Origin of the sequence: Microcystis sp. M31BS1 (assembly GCF_020245285.1) — a bacterium.
GTDB classification, from domain to species: domain Bacteria; phylum Cyanobacteriota; class Cyanobacteriia; order Cyanobacteriales; family Microcystaceae; genus Microcystis; species Microcystis panniformis.
In genome coordinates this window covers 1-19492 of the sequence record NZ_JADBVE010000191.1, presented here as the reverse complement: position 1 = coordinate 19492, position 19492 = coordinate 1, and the positions used below count along the sequence as shown (strand labels likewise).

Here is a 19492-nt window from a genome sequence, read left to right as displayed (position 1 = left end):
TTGAATTTATCTACAGTCATTTCTGATCTACAACAAAGAAGCAAGGAGCGGTTAGCTTGGTCTGATTTTTGCTGGTTAGGATTAGTAATAATTTTGGGACTGGTTATTAGGTTAACACAATTAACAAGCAAACCTCCCTGGACGGATGAATTTGCCACTATGGTTTTTAGTATTGGCAATAATTACCAGATAGTGCCGTTAAATCAAATAATTTCCCTAGACACCTTATTAGCACCTCTCCAGAGCAACCATCAGGCAACTATTGCCGATGTAATTAAATTAGTTATTCAGGAGGACAATCATCCACCTTTATATTTTATTTTCGCCTATCTCTGGAATAAATTATTCTTTGATCGGGGAGAATATGTATCTTTAGAAGGAATGCGATCGCTGGCGGTATTTTGGGGAGTTATTTCGATTCCTCTAATTTATTTTATCAGTAAATTGGTCTTTAAATCCGGCTCGATCGCTTTTCTGGCGGCGATTTTAATGGCGGTTTCTCCCTACGCAGTTTTTATCTCCCAAGAAGCGCGCCATTATACTTTAGCGGTTGTATTTGTCCTCATATCTTTAGGCTGTTTTCTGAGGGCAAGCAGCAAAATTATCCACCGTCAGAGAATATCCCCTACTTTGGTTTTTTTCTGGTTAATTGTCAACTGTCTAGGGTTATTAGTCCACTATTTTTTTAGTTTAACTATCCTCGCAGAGGCAATAACTTTATTATGGATTTTATCCAATCAAATCAAACAAAAAAACTTTTGGATAACTAATTGGTGGCGTTTAAGTTTAGTTTTTTTAGGTAACTTGAGCTTTATTATTATTTGGTTTATCACCTTTGTCCCCAAAGATTATGGCAATCAGATGACCGGTTGGATTCAGAGAGACAATGATAGTTTTTTAGCAGTAATTAGCCCCTTTTTTCAATTGCTGGGAACATTAATTACTATGCTTTCCCTGCTCCCCGTTGAATCAGAATCTTTAATAATTATCTTGATTTCTGGGGCAATAATGATCGGTTTTTTTCTCTGGATTATCCCACAATTAAAAACAGCATGGCTAGACTCCTATAAACCAGAATTAGGCATTCTATCGGCATTTTTTCTCAATTCAATTGCTATTTTCTTTGTCATCACTTATCTCCTCTCGATCGATATTACCCGGGGAGCTAGATATAGTTTTGTTTACTTTCCCTCGGTAATTTTAATTCTAGCAATTTTATTAGATAATTGTTGGCAAAGGAAGCAGAAAAGAATAGTAATTATTGTCCTTATCATGGCTTTAGTTAGTTCCCTAAGTGTGACTTGTAATTTAGGCTATCGTAAGTATTATCGGCCAGATAAATTAGTTACTACTATCGAAAATAATAGCCGTTATCCGTTAGTAATTGCCACTAGCTATAGGAGTTTAGTGCAGGTGGGAGAAATGATGGGAATTGCTTGGGAATTTAACCAAAGATTTCCCGATAAAACCCCTAAGTTTCTCTTAGTTAACCCAGAACAAAAGCCAAATTTTAATCTGTCATCTTCCCCCCCTTTTGAATTATGGTTAATTAATTTCCATTCTTCAATAGATTTATCGGACTGTCAACTCTCAGAGTTATCCTCCAATTATGTAACAGGTTATCAATATCAAAAGTTTCTCTGTGGGCGATCGATGGATTATAATAGTGAAGTTAAGTAGGGCTATTAACTATGATTATTTGGGTAAATGAACAGATTGATCCCTGTGGTTTAGTACAAGCTTGTATTGCCTGTCAAGACGAACAAGCGGCAAAAGATTGTCATCAAAGTTGGTTAACCAATCTTACGGACGAACAAAAACAAGCGGGGTGGGTGGCAGTTTTAAGAACCGTAGAATCTTGGGATGATGTACCTGTAAATGCTCTGAAGTTAAGTTATTAAGTGGGTGGGTGGAATTAAATATAAGATGAACGTAGGTTGGGTTGAAGCATGAAACCCAACGCGCGCATAGTTTACGCTACCGCTAACCCATCCTACAAATAATTGTGCCTCCCTACTTAACTCTCCTGCAACAATCAAAAATCTTCCGTTAGGTGAAGAAACTCCGAGACAGGAGATATCTGCCTAAAATAAAAAAGAGGGCAGGTTTTACCCCACCCTTTGGTTTTATTTTAAACGAATTACTAACCGGCGATCGGGTTCCACGCCGCGACTTTCCGTGGTTAAATCGTTTTCTTCCTGAAAAAAGGCATGGATTTGGCGACGTTCCGCCGAAGATAGGGCTTTTAATTCTATTTCCTGTCCTGTTTGCCGCACTTGCGTCGCCGCTTGATTAACCCAGTCGAAAAGTTCTGACTGTCTTTGTTGACGATAGCCATTGATTTCGACAATATAGAATTGATGTTCTGCCGCCTCGACACCAATATTCAGAATCGTATTAGCTAGGGATTGAATCGCATCCAGTCCCTCACCCTTGTTAGCGAGGAGAAGTTCCACTTGTTGGGGACTCAATTGACTGCTATCAATAATTAACCAACAGGAGGAAGGTCCAGTTCCCAATTCCTGCACTCCAATCTGGACATCTGCGGACATGGCCATCAACTTTAGCAGTTTTTCCAGCCATTGTTTAGCGTTCTCGCTATTTTGCTCCCATATACTCATTACGATGTTTTTTCCTTTTTCTTGCTAGAACGTTTTTCAAAGGGGAGAGCATCGCGGGTTTTTTCCGTTTTTTCCTGTTCCGCTACCAATTTTTGCAGGTTTTCTGGTAACGGTTCCCGCATCAAAATCACCGTTTGAATAGTTTGGAAGATGTTCGCGGTTAAGATATACATCAATACCCCCGCCGGTAAGGGGAAAAACAGGAACATCATACTAAAAATTATCGGGGTGATTTTATTCACCGTTTGCTGTTGTTGGGCTGCTCCCCCCGAAGGCGCACCGGCGCCGGATAACTCTTGGTTAACATAGATACTAATACCGAAAGCGATCACCATCGCCAAAATATCCCAGTGAATTTCACCATTGGCACCGGTTGCCCCAATTCTTCCCAGGGCCTCAATAAAGAGAAAACCCGTATTAGCGGCAATCCCCGGCACGATAACTTTAATACTGGCATCTCCGGGGGCTAAAGCGACGATGGAACCGTCTTCATTAACTTGCACCAGTTCTTGACCTTTAACCACCTCGTAGCTGGGTTTTAGGTTATTTTCGGGTGCTTCCGTGGCTAATTGGCTTAAAGACTTGCCCTGGTCGTTTTGCAGGTCGATTTTTACCTGTTCTCCCGGGGCGATTTTATTGCCTTGGGGTAAAAAAGCGGTGATGGGATAGTGGAGAGACTCGTCAATATAAACGTTTTGGGGTTTGGTGCCATAGGGTTGGCGCTGCACGAGGGCGATTTGTTCGCTCGGCAGCACTTGTAAATCGACAGTATAGTTAATATCCGAGAAGGGGGAACCCCGCAGCGTCGCAAATAAAGCCAAAAGAATCGGCATTTGTAATAACAGGGGTAAACAACCGGCCAAGGGATTGCCCAACTCCTGCATTAATTTGCCCATTTCCTCCTGTTGTTTTTGGGGGTCGTTTTTGTAGCGTTGTTGAATTTCTGCTTGTCTTTCCTTCATCAAGGGTTGAGTGATTCGCATTTTTCTCATATTGCGAATCTGGCCGGCGCTGAGGGGAAAGACGGCAAATCTCACCACCAGCGTTAAAGCAATGATGGCGAAACCGTAACTATGCACAATCCGAAAGAAAAAATCTAGGATTGGCAACATGATATTTGTGGAAATAAATCCGACTCCAAAATCCATGGCTTTAATCTATGCCTTCTCGTTTAATAGGGGTTCACTTTGACAAATCTAATTTATCGAATCTCGGCGATCGATTATTTTGTTTTATTGACTGATGATCGATTCTAGGGGACGACCGGTTTTATCGGCGACTCTTTCGGCAATGTAGTCATGAATTTCCCGGAATTTCGGCATCGCGCGCATTTCTAAACGACTTCTATCCTTGAGAGTTACGACAATATCCCCCCAAAGACCAATTCCTCTCGGCATTTTTGCCACTTTTGCCACTTCTGAATAGATAATATCTGTGCGATCGCGTCCCATCCACCCCCCGGTGATTGAAATCCGCCGATCGGTTATCTTATATCTTAACCAGATTGCCCGCACCACTGCCCCAACGGTTAAAGGTAAACAAATCACTGTGAATCCTAGCAGTATATTGATGATTAGGTCGCCGATGTGCGGACCGCCTTCATAAAAAGTTTCTTCTTTAATGCCCATGAATTATATTCGCCTTCACTAACAACTGCTTTAATTCTCGCAAAAAATGTTCATAATTGCACTCGATCGCCTCGGGACGGATAATGATTATCCCTCGCCATCCTGTCGCTATTTCTGGCAATAACTCCCGAATTACCGCTCGTATTTGCCTTTTTAGTCGATTACGAACCACCGCTTTTTTACTAACTTTCTTGCTAATCGAGATACCAAAACGACTCGGTTCGGGGGTATCTGGGCAAGAATCCTCTAAACTAATTAAGGTTAAGTGGGAACCGTGATAACGCCTCCCTTTTCCATAGACAGCTTGAAAATCCTGTCGATGTTTTAAGCGATGAACTTGGGGTAATCCCACGAAAATTAGTCGGTTCCCAGAATAACCTAAACACTTAAACGATAGCGCCCTCTTTTCCGACGAGCTTTAATTACTTTGCGTCCGTTGACGCTACGCATTCTCGCTCTAAATCCGGAAGTGCGCTTCTGTTTGCGCGTGGTTCCTTCTAAAGTACGTTTACTCACTGCCGATTTTCCTCCTTAAGATAGAGTTAGTCTATAGATATAAAGACACAATTTTTGATTATAACAAAATTACTAGGAATTGGGAAGCTCATGGTCAAGCTCCGTTTCGGTCGGGATATCTGTAATTATCTCCCTAGCGCTGAAAAGTGCGAATGGTTAGTCACTAATGGTATTGGTGGTTTTGCTGCGGGAACCGTGGCCGGATTGCTGACTCGCTGTTATCATGGCCTCTTGATCGCTGCTTTGGCTCCACCGACCCAAAGAACGCTTCTTGTGACTAAAATCGATGAATCGGTACAATATAACCAGAAAATTTATCATCTGGCCAGCAATCGCTGGTTAGGTGCTACGATCGAACCGCAAGGCTATATTAATATCGAAAGTTTTCATCTGGAAGGGACAATTCCCGTCTGGACTTTTATCTGTGGGGATGCCTTACTAGAAAAGCGTATCTGGATGGAACAGGGAGAAAATACCACCTATACCCGCTATACCTACCTTCGCGGCAATTCTCCCCTAACCCTGAATCTCACTGCTTTTGTCAATTATCGTGATTTTCACGGCAATACCCAGGGTTTTAACTGGCAAATGGCTATTAGTCCCCTGGAAAAAGGAGTCAGAGTGATTGCCTATGACAATGCTGTACCTTTTTATCTATTAATCAGTCAGGGACAGGTTTTTCCCGCTCATATCTGGTATTATCGCTTTGATTTGGCCGTGGAACGTTATCGTGGTTTAATCGATCGAGAAAATCATCTCCATGCCGCCAGTTTTTCGGCTACTCTTAAAGTGGGAGAATCGGTGACAATTGCCGCTAGTACCCGTCCCGATCCCAGTTTAGACGGTCAATCTTCTCTAGAGTCTCGCTATCGCTACGAGAGTAGTCTGATTAATCCCCAGCAGCCACCATGGATTCAACAACTTACCCTCGCTGCCGACCAGTTTATCGTTAGTCGTCCTCTCCGGGATCAACCGGACGGCAAAACGATAATCGCAGGTTATCCTTGGTTTGGTGATTGGGGTCGCGATACGATGATCTCCCTGAGAGGGTTAACTTTGACTACAGGCCGACCTGCGATCGCCCGTCAGATTTTACTAACTTTTTCCCGTTATCTAGACCGGGGTTTATTGCCGAATTTGCTACCCGATGGCGGAGAAATCCCCGAATATAACGCTGTCGATGCTATTCTTTGGTATTTTGAAGCCATTCGTTGCTATTTTAACCAAAGCCAAGATATTGAGTTTCTCAGAACTATTTATCCCGCTTTAACGGAAGTGATCGCTTGGTTTCGTCGCGGCACTCGCTACAATATTCACCTAGATGACGATGGTTTGATCTATGCCGGCGAAGCGGGAGTACAATTGACTTGGATGGATGCCAAAGTTGATGATCGGGTGATTACTCCCCGCATCGGCAAACCCGTAGAAATTAATGCTCTTTGGTTCAATGCCCTAAAAATTATGGTTCAATTTGCCCATTATTTGGGCATAGATGCCACTGATTACGAAAAAATGAGAAAAATGACCTTACAAGGGTTTTCTCGCTTTTGGGACGATTCTCTGGGGTATTGTTATGATGTTTTGGATACGGACAAGGGTAATGATGCCAGTTTACGACCGAATCAACTTTTTGCCGTGTCCTTGTCGGTGGAGGAGTTATTAAATTCCCCACAGAAAAAGGCCATTGTCGATATTTGTGCTTTAAAATTGTTAACTTCTCGCGGTTTGCGATCGCTTGATGCCGATCATCCCGATTACCGTGGCGTTTACAGTGGCGATCGCTTAAAAAGAGACAGTGCCTACCATCAAGGGACAGTCTGGGGATGGTTATTAGGGGCATTTATCGAAGCCCATCTAAAAGTCTATCGCGATCCTATCCTAGCCGAGAGTTTTTTAACACCGATGATCGACCATCTTCAGGATAGCTGTATCGGTAATTTAAGCGAAATTTTCGATGGTAATGCCCCTTTTACCCCTAGGGGAGCTTTTGCCCAAGCATGGACAGTGGCAGAGGTATTAAGGGTTTGGCAAGCGATCGAAGAATTTTCGCCAGAATCCTTTAAAATGATCAATTGTTAGGTGTGTTAGACCCCTAAAGGGCCGACCCTAAAAACCTCAGTTCGACCGTTATAAACAAAACTCTCATGCAGAAACCGCAAGTTATTTTTCTCGATGCTGTGGGGACTCTTTTTGGAGTAAAAGGCAGTGTCGGAGCAATTTATAGTCAAATAGCGGCGGATTTTGGGGTAGAGGTGGCGGCCGAGAGTCTAGAACAATCTTTCTTGGCTATTTTCCCCACTGCTCCCCCCCTAGCTTTTCCTGAGGTTGAACTGGCACAAATTCCCGAGTTAGAGTATCGCTGGTGGCGATCGCTGACTGGGGCAGTTTTTAATAAATTAGGTTATCTGGAAAGATTTCCCGATTTTGAGGCTTTTTTTGGCGAACTTTATCATCATTTTGCCACGGGCGAGCCTTGGCTGCTGTACGAGGATGTCATTCCCGCTTTAAGACTCTGGCAGATTCAGGGGATCGAGTTGGGCATTATTTCTAATTTTGACAGTCGTATCTACCAAGTTTTGGCCGAATTAGGCTTAGAATATTTTTTTCGATCGATCACGATTTCTTCCCAGACAGGAGCAGCCAAACCCGATCCGGAAATTTTTCAAATTGCCCTGCAAAAACATGATTGTACCCCCGCACAAGCTTGGCATATTGGCGATAGTAAAAAAGAGGACTATCAAGGGGCAAAAGCCTTGGGTATAGAAGCGTTTTTAATTAAAAGATAAAAGCAAGAAAAAGTCTTTCGGTGGGAAGAGGGGATAGGGAGGAAACACATATCCCCTCTTCCCAAATACCTAAACACTTTTTGATGTGGAGGTGTTAGAGGGATTCCTGGGATGGAATGGAAGTAGATTCTGACTGAGCAGCGTTAGGATCTGTCTCTTTGGGGGCGGCCACTTTTACCAAAGCATGACGCAAAACATCTTCTCCGAGAGTGTATCCTCGCACTAGCTGCTCGACTACCGTGCCTTCGGGATGTTCATCGGTGTACTCCCGCATCATCGCTTCGTGGTAGGTGGGATCAAAGGGTTGACCCTCTGGACGCATAGGGGAAACGCCTAAACGCTTGAGACTGTCCACTAAGGTTTTATAGACTCCTTGGTAACTCTTGTGAATACCCGTCTCGCCATCATTAGCCGGTTTAATTTGAGTACGGGCGCGCTCAAAATTATCCACCACGCCAAGAATTTCCATCAGGGTTTTGCCCTTGATTTTTGTTTCCAGTTCCTCTTTTTCCTTGGCTGTGCGTTTGCGAAAATTGTCGAACTCGGCCGCTAGAGTGATATAGCGTTTCTTGTAGGCATCAACCTGTTGGGTTTGCTCCTCTAACTGCTGTTTGAGAGTGTCGATTTCCTCTTGTAGAGTATCGATAGTCATTCCGCCTAGAAAGGAAAATTCCTCGCTAGAGGCGGCCTGATCCGTCACAGTTTTGGCTTCATCGGTGACACTGGCTTCCGATTCGGTGGTCAGGGATTCGGGGTAATTAGGAAAGGATTCTTGGTTTTCGTCGAAAATTACTGAGGTATTTGGTTCTGCACTCATAGTAGACAATTTTATTGGGTAATTTGGCAATATATGACCATTTACTGCTAATTTTGGTCTTTAAGTACCAGCTAATAATCAAGGTTTAACCCTTAATGTAACATTTTGTGGACAAGATGCGTAACTGGATATAAGCGACCCCGATAGATAATCGGTGATCTGGAAAAATTTTTGCTAGAATGCAATTTTACCAGTAAAATTGGGAACATTTAAGGGTAGTGGAGAGGTTAAGAATCGTCTATGACATTTTCTTCCAAGAAAACCCGTGCCGTTGCCCTACGCAATTACTTTTCCCCTTTTGGTAACAAGTTGGTGCAGTCGGGATATATCGGTGCCGACCAAATGCAACAGGCCCTGGTGGAAACACGGAAATCGGGACGATCGCTAGTAGAAATATTACAACAACTAACTGGGCGCCCTTTGCCCCCGGATTTGCAGCGACAGTACAAGAAAAATCAGTTATTTGAATTAAAAATTCTCTACGGAGTCGAATCGATCGACCCCGAATTAAGCGATGTGGATGGACTGGAAATAGCCCGATTGATCGATTCTTTGATTCCGATCGATCTTTGTCGTCGCTATCGTCTCATCCCCCTGCGAAAGATCGAAGGAGAGCCGGCTGCGATTTTGATAGCCATGGTCGATCCCGACAACCTCGAGGCTTCCGACGATATTAATCGTATTCTCCGCCCCAGGGAGTTAGGTTTACAGCGTTTGGTGATTACTAGCGAAGATTATGAAAGATTACTGGAAAAATTCCACTCGGCTCAATCGGAATTAGAACAGGAAAAAGCCCGACTGCAAAAAGAAAAAGAACTAGAAAAACTCTCGGATCTCACTGGTATTGTCAGCAATATTGAGGTGGCCTCTGGTGCGGCTAACGATGAAGTGGCCGATGATCTCGGAGAAGGGGAAGCTAATCAAGCTCCCGTCATCAACCTCGTCAATAAAATTATAGCTAAAGCCCTACAGGAAGGGACTTCCGATATTCACATCGAACCCCAAGAAGAATTCCTGAAAATTCGCTTTCGCAAAGATGGAGTTCTTCATCAAGCTTTTGATCCACTGCCGAAAAGAATTACCCCGGCGGTGACAGCCCGTCTTAAAATCATGGCCGAGCTCGATATCGCCGAACGTCGTCTTCCCCAAGATGGTAAAATTCGGCGGATGTATCAAGGGCGGAAAGTGGATTTTCGGGTTAATACCCTGCCCAGTCGCTACGGGGAAAAAGTCTGTTTACGGATTCTCGATAACTCGGCTACCCAGTTGGGTTTAGATAAACTAATCACCGACCAAAAGACCCTGCAAATCGTCCGAGACATGGCCAGTCGTCCCTTTGGTCTGTTGCTGGTGACAGGCCCGACCGGTTCGGGGAAATCCACCACTTTATACTCGGTGTTAGCCGAAAGAAATCACCCCGGGGTCAATATTAGTACGGCCGAAGATCCGATCGAATATTCTCTACCGGGCATCACCCAGGTGCAGGTAATTCGCGAAAAAGGCATGGATTTCGCCTCGATTCTGCGGGCATTCATGCGACAAGACCCGGATGTGATTCTGGTGGGAGAAACTAGGGACAAGGAAACAGCCAAAACAGCGATCGAGGCGGCCTTAACTGGTCACTTGGTCCTAACTACCCTACACACCAACGATGCCGCAGGTGCGATCGCTCGTCTCGATGAGATGGGGGTTGAACCGTTTATGATTTCTGGTTCTCTCTTGGGAGTCTTGGCCCAGCGTCTCGTGCGGCGCGTCTGTAGCCAGTGTCGAGTCGCCTATCACCCCAGTCAAGAGGAATTAGCCCGTTTTGGTCTTTCCGCCGCCAATGAACGGGAAGTGACCTTTTATAAGGCTAATACCCTCACCCTTGAGGAAATTCAACAGGCGCGAAAACAGGGCAATCTCTGCCTTAAGTGTAGCGGCAGCGGTTATAAAGGTCGCATTGGTGTCTATGAGGTAATGCAGAATAGTGAACGACTACAGCAGTTAATTAACCAAGGGGCAACCACTGATCGCATTAAGGAGACGGCCGTCGATGAGGGCATGGTGACACTCCTAGCCTATAGTTTAAATCTGGTGCGCGAGGGTTACACCACCCTCGAAGAAGTGGAACGGGTGACATTTACCGATTCCGGTCTGGAAGCGGAACTAAAAGCCAAACGGAAAAGCGGTTTAATCTGTCGTGGTTGTCGCGCCGAACTACAACCAGAATGGCTCGATTGTCCCTATTGTATGACACCGCGATTTAGTGATTAAGACAGTTTTTCAGTTATCAGTTATGAGATTTGAGTTTTAAGTAAGGAGTATTAAGTGAGTAGTCTTAAATAGCACTTTCCCAATGTCTTTTCACTGGTTACTGTTCACTGATTTTACCTTAAAGATGGGGTTTAACTTATGGAATTAATGATCGAAGATTTAATGCAACAATTGGTCGAGATGGGCGGTTCTGATATGCACATTCAGTCTGGGGCGCCAGTCTATTTTCGCATTAGTGGCAAACTCGCCCCGATTAATGAAGAATCTTTAACCCCGCAAGATTGTCAGAAATTGATTTTTAGTATGCTCAATAATACTCAAAGAAAAGAGTTAGAGCAGAATTGGGAATTAGACTGTTCCTACGGGGTGAAAGGATTAGCAAGATTTAGGGTCAATGTTTATAAAGAAAGGGGGGCTTATGCAGCTTGTTTACGGGCTTTGTCCTCTAAAATTCCTAACTTTGAACAATTAAATTTACCTAGAGTAGTACGGGAGTTATCGGAAAGACCGCGGGGATTAATTCTCGTAACTGGCCAAACAGGTTCGGGTAAAACTACCACTTTAGCGGCAATTTTAGACTTAATTAATCGGACTAGGTCTGAACATATTTTAACTGTAGAAGACCCAATTGAATACGTTTTTACTAATATAAAAAGTCTGTTTCACCAACGACAAAAAGGAGAAGATACCAAGAGTTTTGCTAACGCTTTAAGAGCATCTTTACGGGAAGATCCTGATATTATCCTTGTGGGAGAAATGCGGGATTTAGAAACAATTAGTTTGGCAATCACGGCGGCAGAAACCGGTCACTTAGTCTTCGGAACCCTGCACACCAACTCAGCAGCGGGAACAGTGGATCGGATCATTGACGTTTTTCCAGCTAACCAACAGGCACAAATTCGCGCCATGTTATCCAATTCTTTACTAGCAGTTTTTAGTCAAAACCTAGTCAAGAAAAAAAATCCTAAACCGGGGGAATTTGGCCGGGCAATGGTACAGGAAATCCTGGTGGTAACTCCAGCGATCGCTAACCTAATTCGGGAAGGAAAAGCCCCCCAAATCTACTCAGCAATTCAAACGGGAATGAAGTTAGGAATGCAAACCATGGAACAGGGATTAGCTAATTTAGTTGTTAGGGGTGTTGTCTCTTTGGAAGAGGCCATTTCTAAAAGCGGTAAACCCGATGAATTACAACGTCTTATCGCCGGGGCCAGCACTAACGCTAAAGCCCGGATTTAATCCTAAATCCTGTTTAAAAGGTATAGGAGAGTGGGAAGTTTTTTGCTGTAAACAGTAAACAGTGAACTGATAACTGATAACTGATAACTGATAACTGATAACTGATAACTGATAACTGATAACTGATAACTGATTTGTTCTATGCCTACTTTTGTCGCACAAGTTAAAAGCGGCTCTGGAAAAGTTTTCCAAGAGAAAGTTGAAGCTATGTCTCCCGAACAGGCCCGGACGATGCTGAAGGCGAAATATGCCGCCGTCGGTAAAGTCAAAAAAGTGGGGGGAGAGATCGATCTTTCCGGTTTACAGTTGATGTTTGCCAGCATTTCCATCAAAGATAAAGCGGTTTTTTCCCGTCAATTTTCGGTAATGATTAATGCTGGTGTGGCGATTGTGAGATGTTTGGGAGTTTTGGGGGATCAATGCGGTAATCCCAAGATGAAAAAAGCCCTACAAGCGATTAGTGCTGAGGTACAGCAAGGGAGTCCGTTATCGGAAGCGATGGCCAAACATCCCGAATGTTTTGATCAACTTTATGTCAGTATGATCGAAGCTGGAGAGACGGGGGGGGTACTCGATGAAGTGCTGAACCGTCTCTCGAAACTTTTGGAAGATATGGCCCGCTTGAAAAACCAGATTAAATCAGCGATGACTTATCCAGTAGCGGTGGGAATTTTGGCGGTAGTTGTGTTTTTCGGGATGACGATCTTTTTAATTCCCGTCTTTGCGAAAATTTTCACCGATTTAAAGGTGGAACTACCGGCTTTAACGCAATTTATGCTCTTTTTAAGTGGTGTGATGCGTAGTTGGTTGATTTTAATTCCGATTGTCACCATTGTTGCCACGGTTTTTTTACTGCGTCGCTATTACAAAACCCCGATGGGTCGTCTGCAAATTGACCATTTTTTCCTTAAAATGCCTCTTTTTGGTGATTTGAATGAAAAGTCGGCTGTGGCTAGATTTTGCCGGGTTTTTGGGACTCTGACGCGTTCTGGTGTCCCAATTTTAAGTTCCCTCGACATCGTTTGTAATACGGTGGGTAATCAGGTAATTGCCAATGCGATCGCTGGTGCCAAGGCGGAAATTCAGCAGGGGGGAATGATGAGTTTGGCCCTACAAAAAGCCAATGTTTTCCCAGCTTTGGCAATTCAAATGATTAGTATTGGGGAGGAAACGGGAGAATTAGATGCCATGATGATGAAAGTGGCGGATTTCTACGAAGATGAGGTGGAACAGGCCATTAAAGCTTTAACCAGTATCATTGAACCCTTGATGATGATTGGTGTTGCGGGGATGGTGGGAATTATTCTTTTGTCTATGTACTTGCCCATGTTTAAAATCTTCGATGCCTTGGGATAAGTTTAGAGGAGTCATTTCCGTTATCAGTTAGTCGTCGGTAGCTTGAAATCAGAAAAATTTTAATTTTCATCTCCCTTTATTTGATTAGGTGAATCTGTGTCTTACGAAACTTTATTAGCGGAATACAGCTGTCGTGAAGGGGCGATCGAATTATTGCGACAATATCGCCCCTATTTAGAGTTAATTCCTAGTCTGCGTCGTCCTGAAGAGAGTTTAATTACTATTCCCTTGCCCTTGGTCAGAATTCGTCCACCTTCTGGCCTTGAATCTAGAAAGACGGTACAATTAGCCTGTGATTTGGCTATTCTGATGTGTGATCCGGAATGGAAAATTAAATTAGGTTCAGAAATCCTGATTTTTATCCATCGTCCGGGGGAAGATTTCTCTGATTTGTTGAAACGCTGGCGCGAAACCCAAATCTGTTTAGATAAAGAATATGAATGGTTAATGCCCCCCAGAGAACAACATATGTTTAGTGAAGGTGCAGAAAAAATTCATCCTTTATTTGTGGTTTTTGATCAAACGGCCGAGAGAATAAAAAAGGGTTTAAGAGGGGCTTTTTTACCGATGGTTGTTCAAAATTATCGGCCAGCTTTGATTGATGATTCCTTAGAATTAGTCGATCAAGATTAGCTGACTCTCTTAAGTATCTAAGCACAATTAATTACACATCTAAGCCACTACTCCGTCAGAATTCTGCTGTGATCAGTAAACAGTGAACTGAAAACTCAAATCCGATCCCTAATAGCTGTCTCGGAGTCTCCCGTCTCGGAGTCTCCTGTCTCGGAGTCTCCTGTCTCGGAGTCTCGACTAGGAAATTAATTTTGCACGACTACTTAGTTTAGTATAAAGGGAACAGTTGACGATGGTTAAGCCCCTAAAATCAAGCGCTGACGATGAAAATTCAGCAGCGAAAGTTCTTGGCCAGAAACCCTTTCTAACATCTCGACGATATGATCGGGCTGCAGTAAAGTGCCATCATTGCGACAACTGCCCACATAGCACAAAACGGCTTGATTGTCAACAGTTTTTAACTCTAATTCATATAATTGTTCTCGCAGATTAATCGTGACTTTTTTGCCGGATTTGGTGGTTTTTTCCCGTTCCATCACCGTTGCTTGCTTAATTGCCTCGAGCCAATTTTGCCACTGTTGACAGTCAATTCCCTCGCTATTAAAAGTGAGCAAATACTCGGCTTTTTCTAACAAACGGGTGGCAGCAGGGGCATTTAAGGGAATTTCTTCCACCTGATAAACTGGTAAATCTGCGGGCAATTGTGCGCTTAATTGCTGTTTAAACCTCTCTAAATCCATCACTTTTGTCAATTCAAAATCGACAATCTCACCGCTACTGGTTGCTCCCAAGGATAAGGCATTTGCGATCGAAATGCGCGGACCGGGGTGAAATCCACCGGTAAAGGAAATGGGAATAGCAGCCCGACGGACGACGCGATCAAATAAACGCACCAGATCCAAGTGGCTAACTAGGGCCATTTCGCCAATTTTGCCAAACCAAACCCGAATTCTTTGGGCGCGTTCTTGATTGGGTTGAAAATGTCCGGCAAAAGCGGGAATCGGAGGCGCTTCAATAACGATATTATGGCCAAAATCGACGCTACAAACGCCACAATGGGAACAACCCTCAAAAGAACAATCGGGAACCGTTGCCGCGTCTAGGGCGCGTTTTAAGTCCTCCTCTAGCCATTTTTTATCGATACCGGTATCCAGATGATCCCAGGGCAAAGGACGCTCTAAAATATCTTTGTCTGTATCGGCAAAAATATTCCATTCTCCCTGTTCTACCTGACGATATTTCCAAGTTAAACCGGATTCTTTGATCGCCTGTGACCATGCTTGATAGGCTTTTTCCGTATTATCCCACCAAGCATCCATCCCGGCTCCCAATTGCCAAGCGCACAGCACCACTTTCCCTAAACTTCTGTCACCGCGACCGATAAAATCTTCCATGGCCGAGATGCGGACATCGGTATAATTGACTTTTACCCCTCTCATGCCTTGGAATTCCTGTCTTAATAACTCCTGTTTGCGGATAAATTCGGCCGTTGAGACGGAATGCCACTGGAAGGGGGTATGGGGTTTAGGGGTAAAATTCGAGATAGTTATGGTAAAATCGAGGGGTTTCCGCTTCGGTAAACGACATTCCCGACGCAACCAACGCACCGTTTCCGCAATACCGATGACATCCACATCGGTTTCCCCTGGCAAACCGATCATAAAATAGAGTTTGACCTTATCCCAACCCTGTTCGACGGCAGTTTTTATCCCTCTGAGTAGTTCTTCGTTGGTTAACCCTTTGTTAATCACATCGCGCATCCGTTGGGTTCCCGCTTCCGGTGCAAAGGTTAAACCCGATTGACGATTGCCCCCAATTATGTTAGCAATATTTTCGTCAAAGCGATCGACTCTTTGACTGGGTAAGGATAGAGATATATTCTCATTCTGGAGACGGTTTTTAATCTCCATACCCACGGCAGGTAAAGCTAGATAATCGGAGCAACTGAGAGATAATAAGGAAAATTCATTATATCCCGTCGCTCGCATTCCTTTTTCAATCGATTCGATGACTGCTTCTGGTTGCACATCCCGCGCAGGACGGGTTAACATCCCCGGTTGACAAAAACGACATCCCCGAGTGCAACCGCGACGAATTTCCACCACCAGGCGATCGTGAACCGTTTCCACGAAGGGAACTAAACCGATAGAATAGGCTGGGATAGGAGTAGCTACCCGGCGTAAAATTCTTTGCGGTACATCGTCACGATTGGGGATAACTGCACCGATTGGGGTGACATCGTAGAAACGGGGGACATATACCCCCGGAATTTGGGCTAAATCTAGTAATAGTTCTTCTTTGCTTAGATTAGCTAGTTTACCTTCTTCTAAAATTAAACCGATTTCTGGCAATAATTCTTCGCCATCACCGAGGGCGATAAAATCAAAAAAGTCGGCGTAGGGTTCGGGGTTAGAGGTGGCAGTTTGTCCCCCGGCAAAAATTAGCGGATAGTTACCTGAGTCTCTTGCTCTCCAAGTCAAGGGAATTGCCGCTAGGTCGAGCATTTCTAAAATATTGGTGGCTCCTAGCTCATAACTGAGACTAAAACCCAGAATATCAAAATCGGTGAGGCAACGACGGGATTCTAGGGCAAATAGGGGGGTTTTTGTCTGTTTGAGTTTTTGGGCTAAATCCGGTGCGGGTAAATAAGTGCGATCGCAGAGTTGGCGGGGTTGAGCATTGAGGATATTGTAGAGGATAATATGGCCGAGGTTAGATGCCCCCACTTCGTACACTTCCGGATAGGTTAACACCCAACGAACCACAGCACTTGCCCATTCTTTATGTTTAGCACCTAACTCGTTGCCCAAATAACGCGCCGGTCGAAAAATGTCGGGGGTGAGCAGTTGGTCTAAAGCAATAGTCACGGCAATCTACCTCAGATATCGTCAGCAATGGGTGCTTTTCTACTATAGCAGCCAGAATCGAGTCAGTTATCAGTTATCAGTTATCAGTTATCAGTTATCAGTTATCAGTCAGGGTGAGAGCATCTCAAAAGCTATTGACAATTGGCCAATTTTGTGATCCGCTTGCTGTGTGGGCATTTCAGGTGATACCAGTCAATCAGAATAGTTACGAAATCTTCACATTTGGTCGATTTTTGCTTAACAATTGAGATGGCCAATTCTCCTCAAATATGCCTGAATCGCTCTCTGGGTAAGCAACTCATATAAAGTTCATTTTGTCAAGGATTGTTAAGATGCGCTTACCCTGAGTTATCAGTTATCAGTTATCAGTTTTCAGTTCACTGATTACTGTTGACTGATTACTGTTTACTGTTCACTGAAAATACTTCCCACTTCCCCATCTCCCTAAAATTCCAGAGGTTATAAGATAATTAAGCGACGATGAAAGAACCGTTAATTGAATTGAGAGGAGTATCGAAAAGATTCGGGGATAACGTTATTCTCGAAGGTTTAGATTTAACCATTTATCGAGGGGAGGCCCTGGTAATTATCGGACCGTCGGGAACGGGAAAATCGACGGTTTTACGAGTAATTGCGGGATTAACGGGGATAAATGCGGGAGAAATTCGTATTAAAGGTCAATTGCGTCAGGGATTGCTAGAAGATGGTCGGGAAGCGATGCGAACTTCCTTAGTTTTTCAACAAACGGCCCTGTTTGATTCTCTCACCGTCGGGGAAAATGTCGGTTTTTATCTTTATGAACAAACTAATTTAAAAAAAGCCAGAATTAGGGAATTAGTGGAAGAAAGCCTAGAAATGGTCGGTTTACAGGGAATTAGTGACCTTTATCCCTCGGAACTATCGGGGGGAATGCGTAAACGGGTGGCTTTTGCCCGCGCTATTATCACTAATCCCGATAATCAGGCCGATAATCCCGAATTATTGCTATATGATGAACCTACCGCGGGATTAGACCCGATAGCTTCCACAATTATCGAGGATCTAGTGCGGACTCTCCATGAAAAATCGGGGTCTGCGAACACTTATGTAATGGTTTCTCACCAACAAAGTACCATCCGACGCACCGCTGATCGAGTAGTATTTCTCTATCAGGGAAAAGTGCAATGGCAGGGATTAGTGGCAGATATCGATCGTACCGATCATCCCATGATTCGGCAATTTTTTAGTGCCAGCATTGAAGGTCCGATTAGGACAATCGTTTAAGCTAGATTAAGCTAAATTAAGAACTATCGAGAATGAGAGAAAAATCATGCAGAGTTCGCGAGCTTTACGGGAAGGAAGACTAGGTTTGTTTGCCCTAGGCGGATTATTGGTCTTTGGGGCGCTCGCTATCTGGGTTCGCGGGGGAGGATTTGGTCAAAGAACCTATCAATTAATCTTCGAGTTTGCTGACGTGGAAGGGTTACAAGTCGGGGCGCCGGTACGTTTTCGCGGGGTGAGAGTGGGAAGAATTACGAGTTTTATCCCGGGGAGTAATCAAGTGGAAGTTATTGCCGAGATTGCTTCTGCTACTTTAGTTATGCCTAGGAAGGTAACTGTTACTACCAATCTTTCTGGATTAATTGGGGAGGCAGCCATCGATATCACTCCCTTAGTTTCTTTAAGTGCTGAGGCCAAAAATCTCGACCCTCTGGGTCCCGACTGTGATCAAGAGTTAATTCTCTGTAATAATAGTCGTTTACAGGGGACAACAGGAACACAATTAATGTCTAGTGTTGGTCGTTTAGTGGATACTTTTACCAGTCCTGAATTTGTGGGTAATCTCAATGATGTCACCAAAAATACCGCTATAGCGGCCCAAAAAATCGCCCGTTTATCCGATGATACCTCCCAAACTATCCGTAATGCCCAAAGAGAAATTTCTCGTCTATCTTTGGAATTAGCCGCCACCAGTCGCTCGGTGACTAATACGGCTAATAATGCCTCGCGTTTTATCAATACTTTAGATAGTACGGTTCAGGAAAATCGCAGTCAAATCAGCAGAACTTTTCAACAATCTTCCCAATTAGTCGCTAATCTTAATGGTGTTCTCAGCGAAAATCGGGGACAAATTGTTAATACTCTCGATAATATTAATCAAGCTAGTTTAGGTATTGGTAGTCTCGCTAATAATCTCAATAATACCGCCCTGAGGTTGAATGCTGGTTTAGATGAAATTGATACTAAACAAGTCATGCAAAATATCGAGACGATTTTGAATAATGCGGTGGAAACATCGAATAATTTACGAGAAATTACTAAAACTATTAACGATCCTGCTACAATTGTCGTGTTGCAAAAAACTCTCGAATCTGCTCGGGTGACTTTTGAAAATACTCAAAAAATCACCTCCGATATTGATGATTTAATCGGTGATCCCCAATTTCGCGAGAATTTAAGACGTTTAATTGATGGCTTAAGTAATCTGCTTTCTTCTGGGGAACAATTAGAATATAATTTGCGTATCGCTCAAACTTTAGATACCATGACTCAAGAGTTAGCTAAACAAAAAGTTTTGACTATCTCTCGACCTTCTTTAAATCCTAAGCAAATGCAACTCTATCCCCAATTTATCGTTCAACAACCCCCCACCAGTGAAAAATGACAAAACAGCACAATTCAAGCTATTTGCAGTGAACAGTAATCAGTGAAATGAGGCTCTTCGTTACTTGTTATGGTTCGATAGGGGGGCATAAATCGACTAAATCCTTATCTGGCAAGAGACTTAATTGATTAGTTCGCTCTAGAGCAAAAACAATTGACAAAAATCGCTAAATGCCTTTCTCTATAAGGG

19 protein-coding genes are annotated in these 19492 nt (G+C 43.6%); 11 read left to right on the top strand and 8 right to left on the bottom strand.

The features are described 5' to 3' along the window. Together IM509_RS11095 and IM509_RS11090 are read left to right on the top strand one after the other, a co-directional pair. On the top strand, window positions 1-1680 hold the full coding sequence (locus IM509_RS11095) for a glycosyltransferase family 39 protein (RefSeq protein WP_185237372.1): 1680 nt from the start codon (window positions 1-3) through the stop codon (window positions 1678-1680). A gap of 11 nt (window positions 1681-1691) precedes the next feature. Then, window positions 1692-1901, top strand: a complete 210-nt coding sequence (locus IM509_RS11090; protein WP_002752080.1) for a hypothetical protein — start codon at window positions 1692-1694, stop codon at window positions 1899-1901. Window positions 1902-2126: 225 nt separating this feature from the next. Here the strand turns inward: IM509_RS11090 and IM509_RS11085 are convergent, their stop codons facing one another. The 5 genes from IM509_RS11085 to rpmH all read right to left on the bottom strand — a co-directional run bounded on the left by IM509_RS11085 (window position 2127) and on the right by rpmH (window position 4765). Beyond that, window positions 2127-2621 (bottom strand): Jag family protein, encoded by a 495-nt coding sequence (locus IM509_RS11085; RefSeq protein WP_185237373.1) that lies wholly within the window; start codon window positions 2619-2621, stop codon window positions 2127-2129. Continuing rightward, entirely contained in the window at window positions 2621-3769 is a 1149-nt protein-coding gene (yidC, locus tag IM509_RS11080; protein WP_185237374.1) for a membrane protein insertase YidC, read from the bottom strand. Before yidC ends, IM509_RS11085 begins: the two co-directional genes overlap by 1 nt. An 84-nt stretch (window positions 3770-3853) precedes the next feature. Then, on the bottom strand, window positions 3854-4249 hold the full coding sequence (locus tag IM509_RS11075) for a PH domain-containing protein (protein ID WP_002738951.1): 396 nt from the start codon (window positions 4247-4249) through the stop codon (window positions 3854-3856). Next, window positions 4239-4601, bottom strand: coding sequence for a ribonuclease P protein component (gene rnpA / locus IM509_RS11070; RefSeq protein WP_185237375.1), 363 nt, complete (start codon window positions 4599-4601; stop codon window positions 4239-4241). Before rnpA ends, IM509_RS11075 begins: the two co-directional genes overlap by 11 nt. Before the next feature lie 26 nt (window positions 4602-4627). Continuing rightward, window positions 4628-4765: a 50S ribosomal protein L34 gene (gene rpmH, locus IM509_RS11065; protein ID WP_002739276.1), complete on the bottom strand. Its 138-nt coding sequence runs from the start codon at window positions 4763-4765 to the stop codon at window positions 4628-4630. Window positions 4766-4855: 90 nt separating this feature from the next. Between rpmH and IM509_RS11060 the strand changes: the two genes are divergently transcribed. After that, window positions 4856-6844, top strand: a complete 1989-nt coding sequence (locus IM509_RS11060) for an amylo-alpha-1,6-glucosidase (protein WP_185237376.1) — start codon at window positions 4856-4858, stop codon at window positions 6842-6844. A 65-nt stretch (window positions 6845-6909) separates the two neighbouring features. Continuing rightward, complete coding sequence (locus IM509_RS11055) at window positions 6910-7551, top strand: HAD-IA family hydrolase (RefSeq protein ID WP_185237377.1); 642 nt, start codon at window positions 6910-6912, stop codon at window positions 7549-7551. 94 nt (window positions 7552-7645) lie between these two features. Here IM509_RS11055 and grpE read toward each other — a convergent pair whose 3' ends face one another. Then, window positions 7646-8368, bottom strand: coding sequence for a nucleotide exchange factor GrpE (gene grpE / locus IM509_RS11050; protein ID WP_185237378.1), 723 nt, complete (start codon window positions 8366-8368; stop codon window positions 7646-7648). Between the two features lie 240 nt (window positions 8369-8608). Between grpE and IM509_RS11045 the strand changes: the two genes are divergently transcribed. Then, the gene (locus IM509_RS11045) at window positions 8609-10624 is read left to right on the top strand and encodes a GspE/PulE family protein (protein ID WP_052275795.1); all 2016 of its coding nucleotides are present in this window, start codon (window positions 8609-8611) and stop codon (window positions 10622-10624) included. A 138-nt stretch (window positions 10625-10762) separates the two neighbouring features. Further along, a complete protein-coding gene (locus tag IM509_RS11040; protein ID WP_052275796.1) occupies window positions 10763-11863 on the top strand; it encodes a type IV pilus twitching motility protein PilT in 1101 nt (366 codons plus the stop codon). On the opposite strand, the gene IM509_RS11035 is transcribed toward IM509_RS11040, so the two are convergent. Further along, window positions 11813-12025 (bottom strand): hypothetical protein, encoded by a 213-nt coding sequence (locus IM509_RS11035; protein ID WP_287716931.1) that lies wholly within the window; start codon window positions 12023-12025, stop codon window positions 11813-11815. The genes IM509_RS11040 and IM509_RS11035 overlap by 51 nt on opposite strands. On the opposite strand from IM509_RS11035, the gene IM509_RS11030 reads away from it, so the two are divergent. After that, window positions 12005-13219 carry a type II secretion system F family protein gene (locus IM509_RS11030; protein WP_185237755.1) on the top strand — a complete coding sequence of 405 codons (1215 nt, stop codon included), beginning with the start codon at window positions 12005-12007 and terminating at the stop codon, window positions 13217-13219. The genes IM509_RS11035 and IM509_RS11030 overlap by 21 nt on opposite strands. Before the next feature lie 96 nt (window positions 13220-13315). Next, entirely contained in the window at window positions 13316-13852 is a 537-nt protein-coding gene (locus IM509_RS11025) for a hypothetical protein (RefSeq protein ID WP_052275797.1), read from the top strand. 236 nt (window positions 13853-14088) lie between these two features. Here the strand turns inward: IM509_RS11025 and IM509_RS11020 are convergent, their stop codons facing one another. After that, window positions 14089-16659, bottom strand: coding sequence for a TIGR03960 family B12-binding radical SAM protein (locus IM509_RS11020; RefSeq protein WP_185237756.1), 2571 nt, complete (start codon window positions 16657-16659; stop codon window positions 14089-14091). Window positions 16660-16690: 31 nt separating this feature from the next. Between IM509_RS11020 and IM509_RS11015 the strand changes: the two genes are divergently transcribed. From IM509_RS11015 to IM509_RS11005, 3 genes are all read left to right on the top strand, one after another. Further along, entirely contained in the window at window positions 16691-16816 is a 126-nt protein-coding gene (locus IM509_RS11015; RefSeq protein WP_284526008.1) for a hypothetical protein, read from the top strand. A 323-nt stretch (window positions 16817-17139) separates the two neighbouring features. Continuing rightward, complete coding sequence (locus tag IM509_RS11010) at window positions 17140-17922, top strand: ABC transporter ATP-binding protein (RefSeq protein WP_002771405.1); 783 nt, start codon at window positions 17140-17142, stop codon at window positions 17920-17922. A gap of 46 nt (window positions 17923-17968) precedes the next feature. Further along, complete coding sequence (locus IM509_RS11005; protein ID WP_052275800.1) at window positions 17969-19303, top strand: MlaD family protein; 1335 nt, start codon at window positions 17969-17971, stop codon at window positions 19301-19303. Window positions 19304-19492 lie beyond the last annotated feature (189 nt).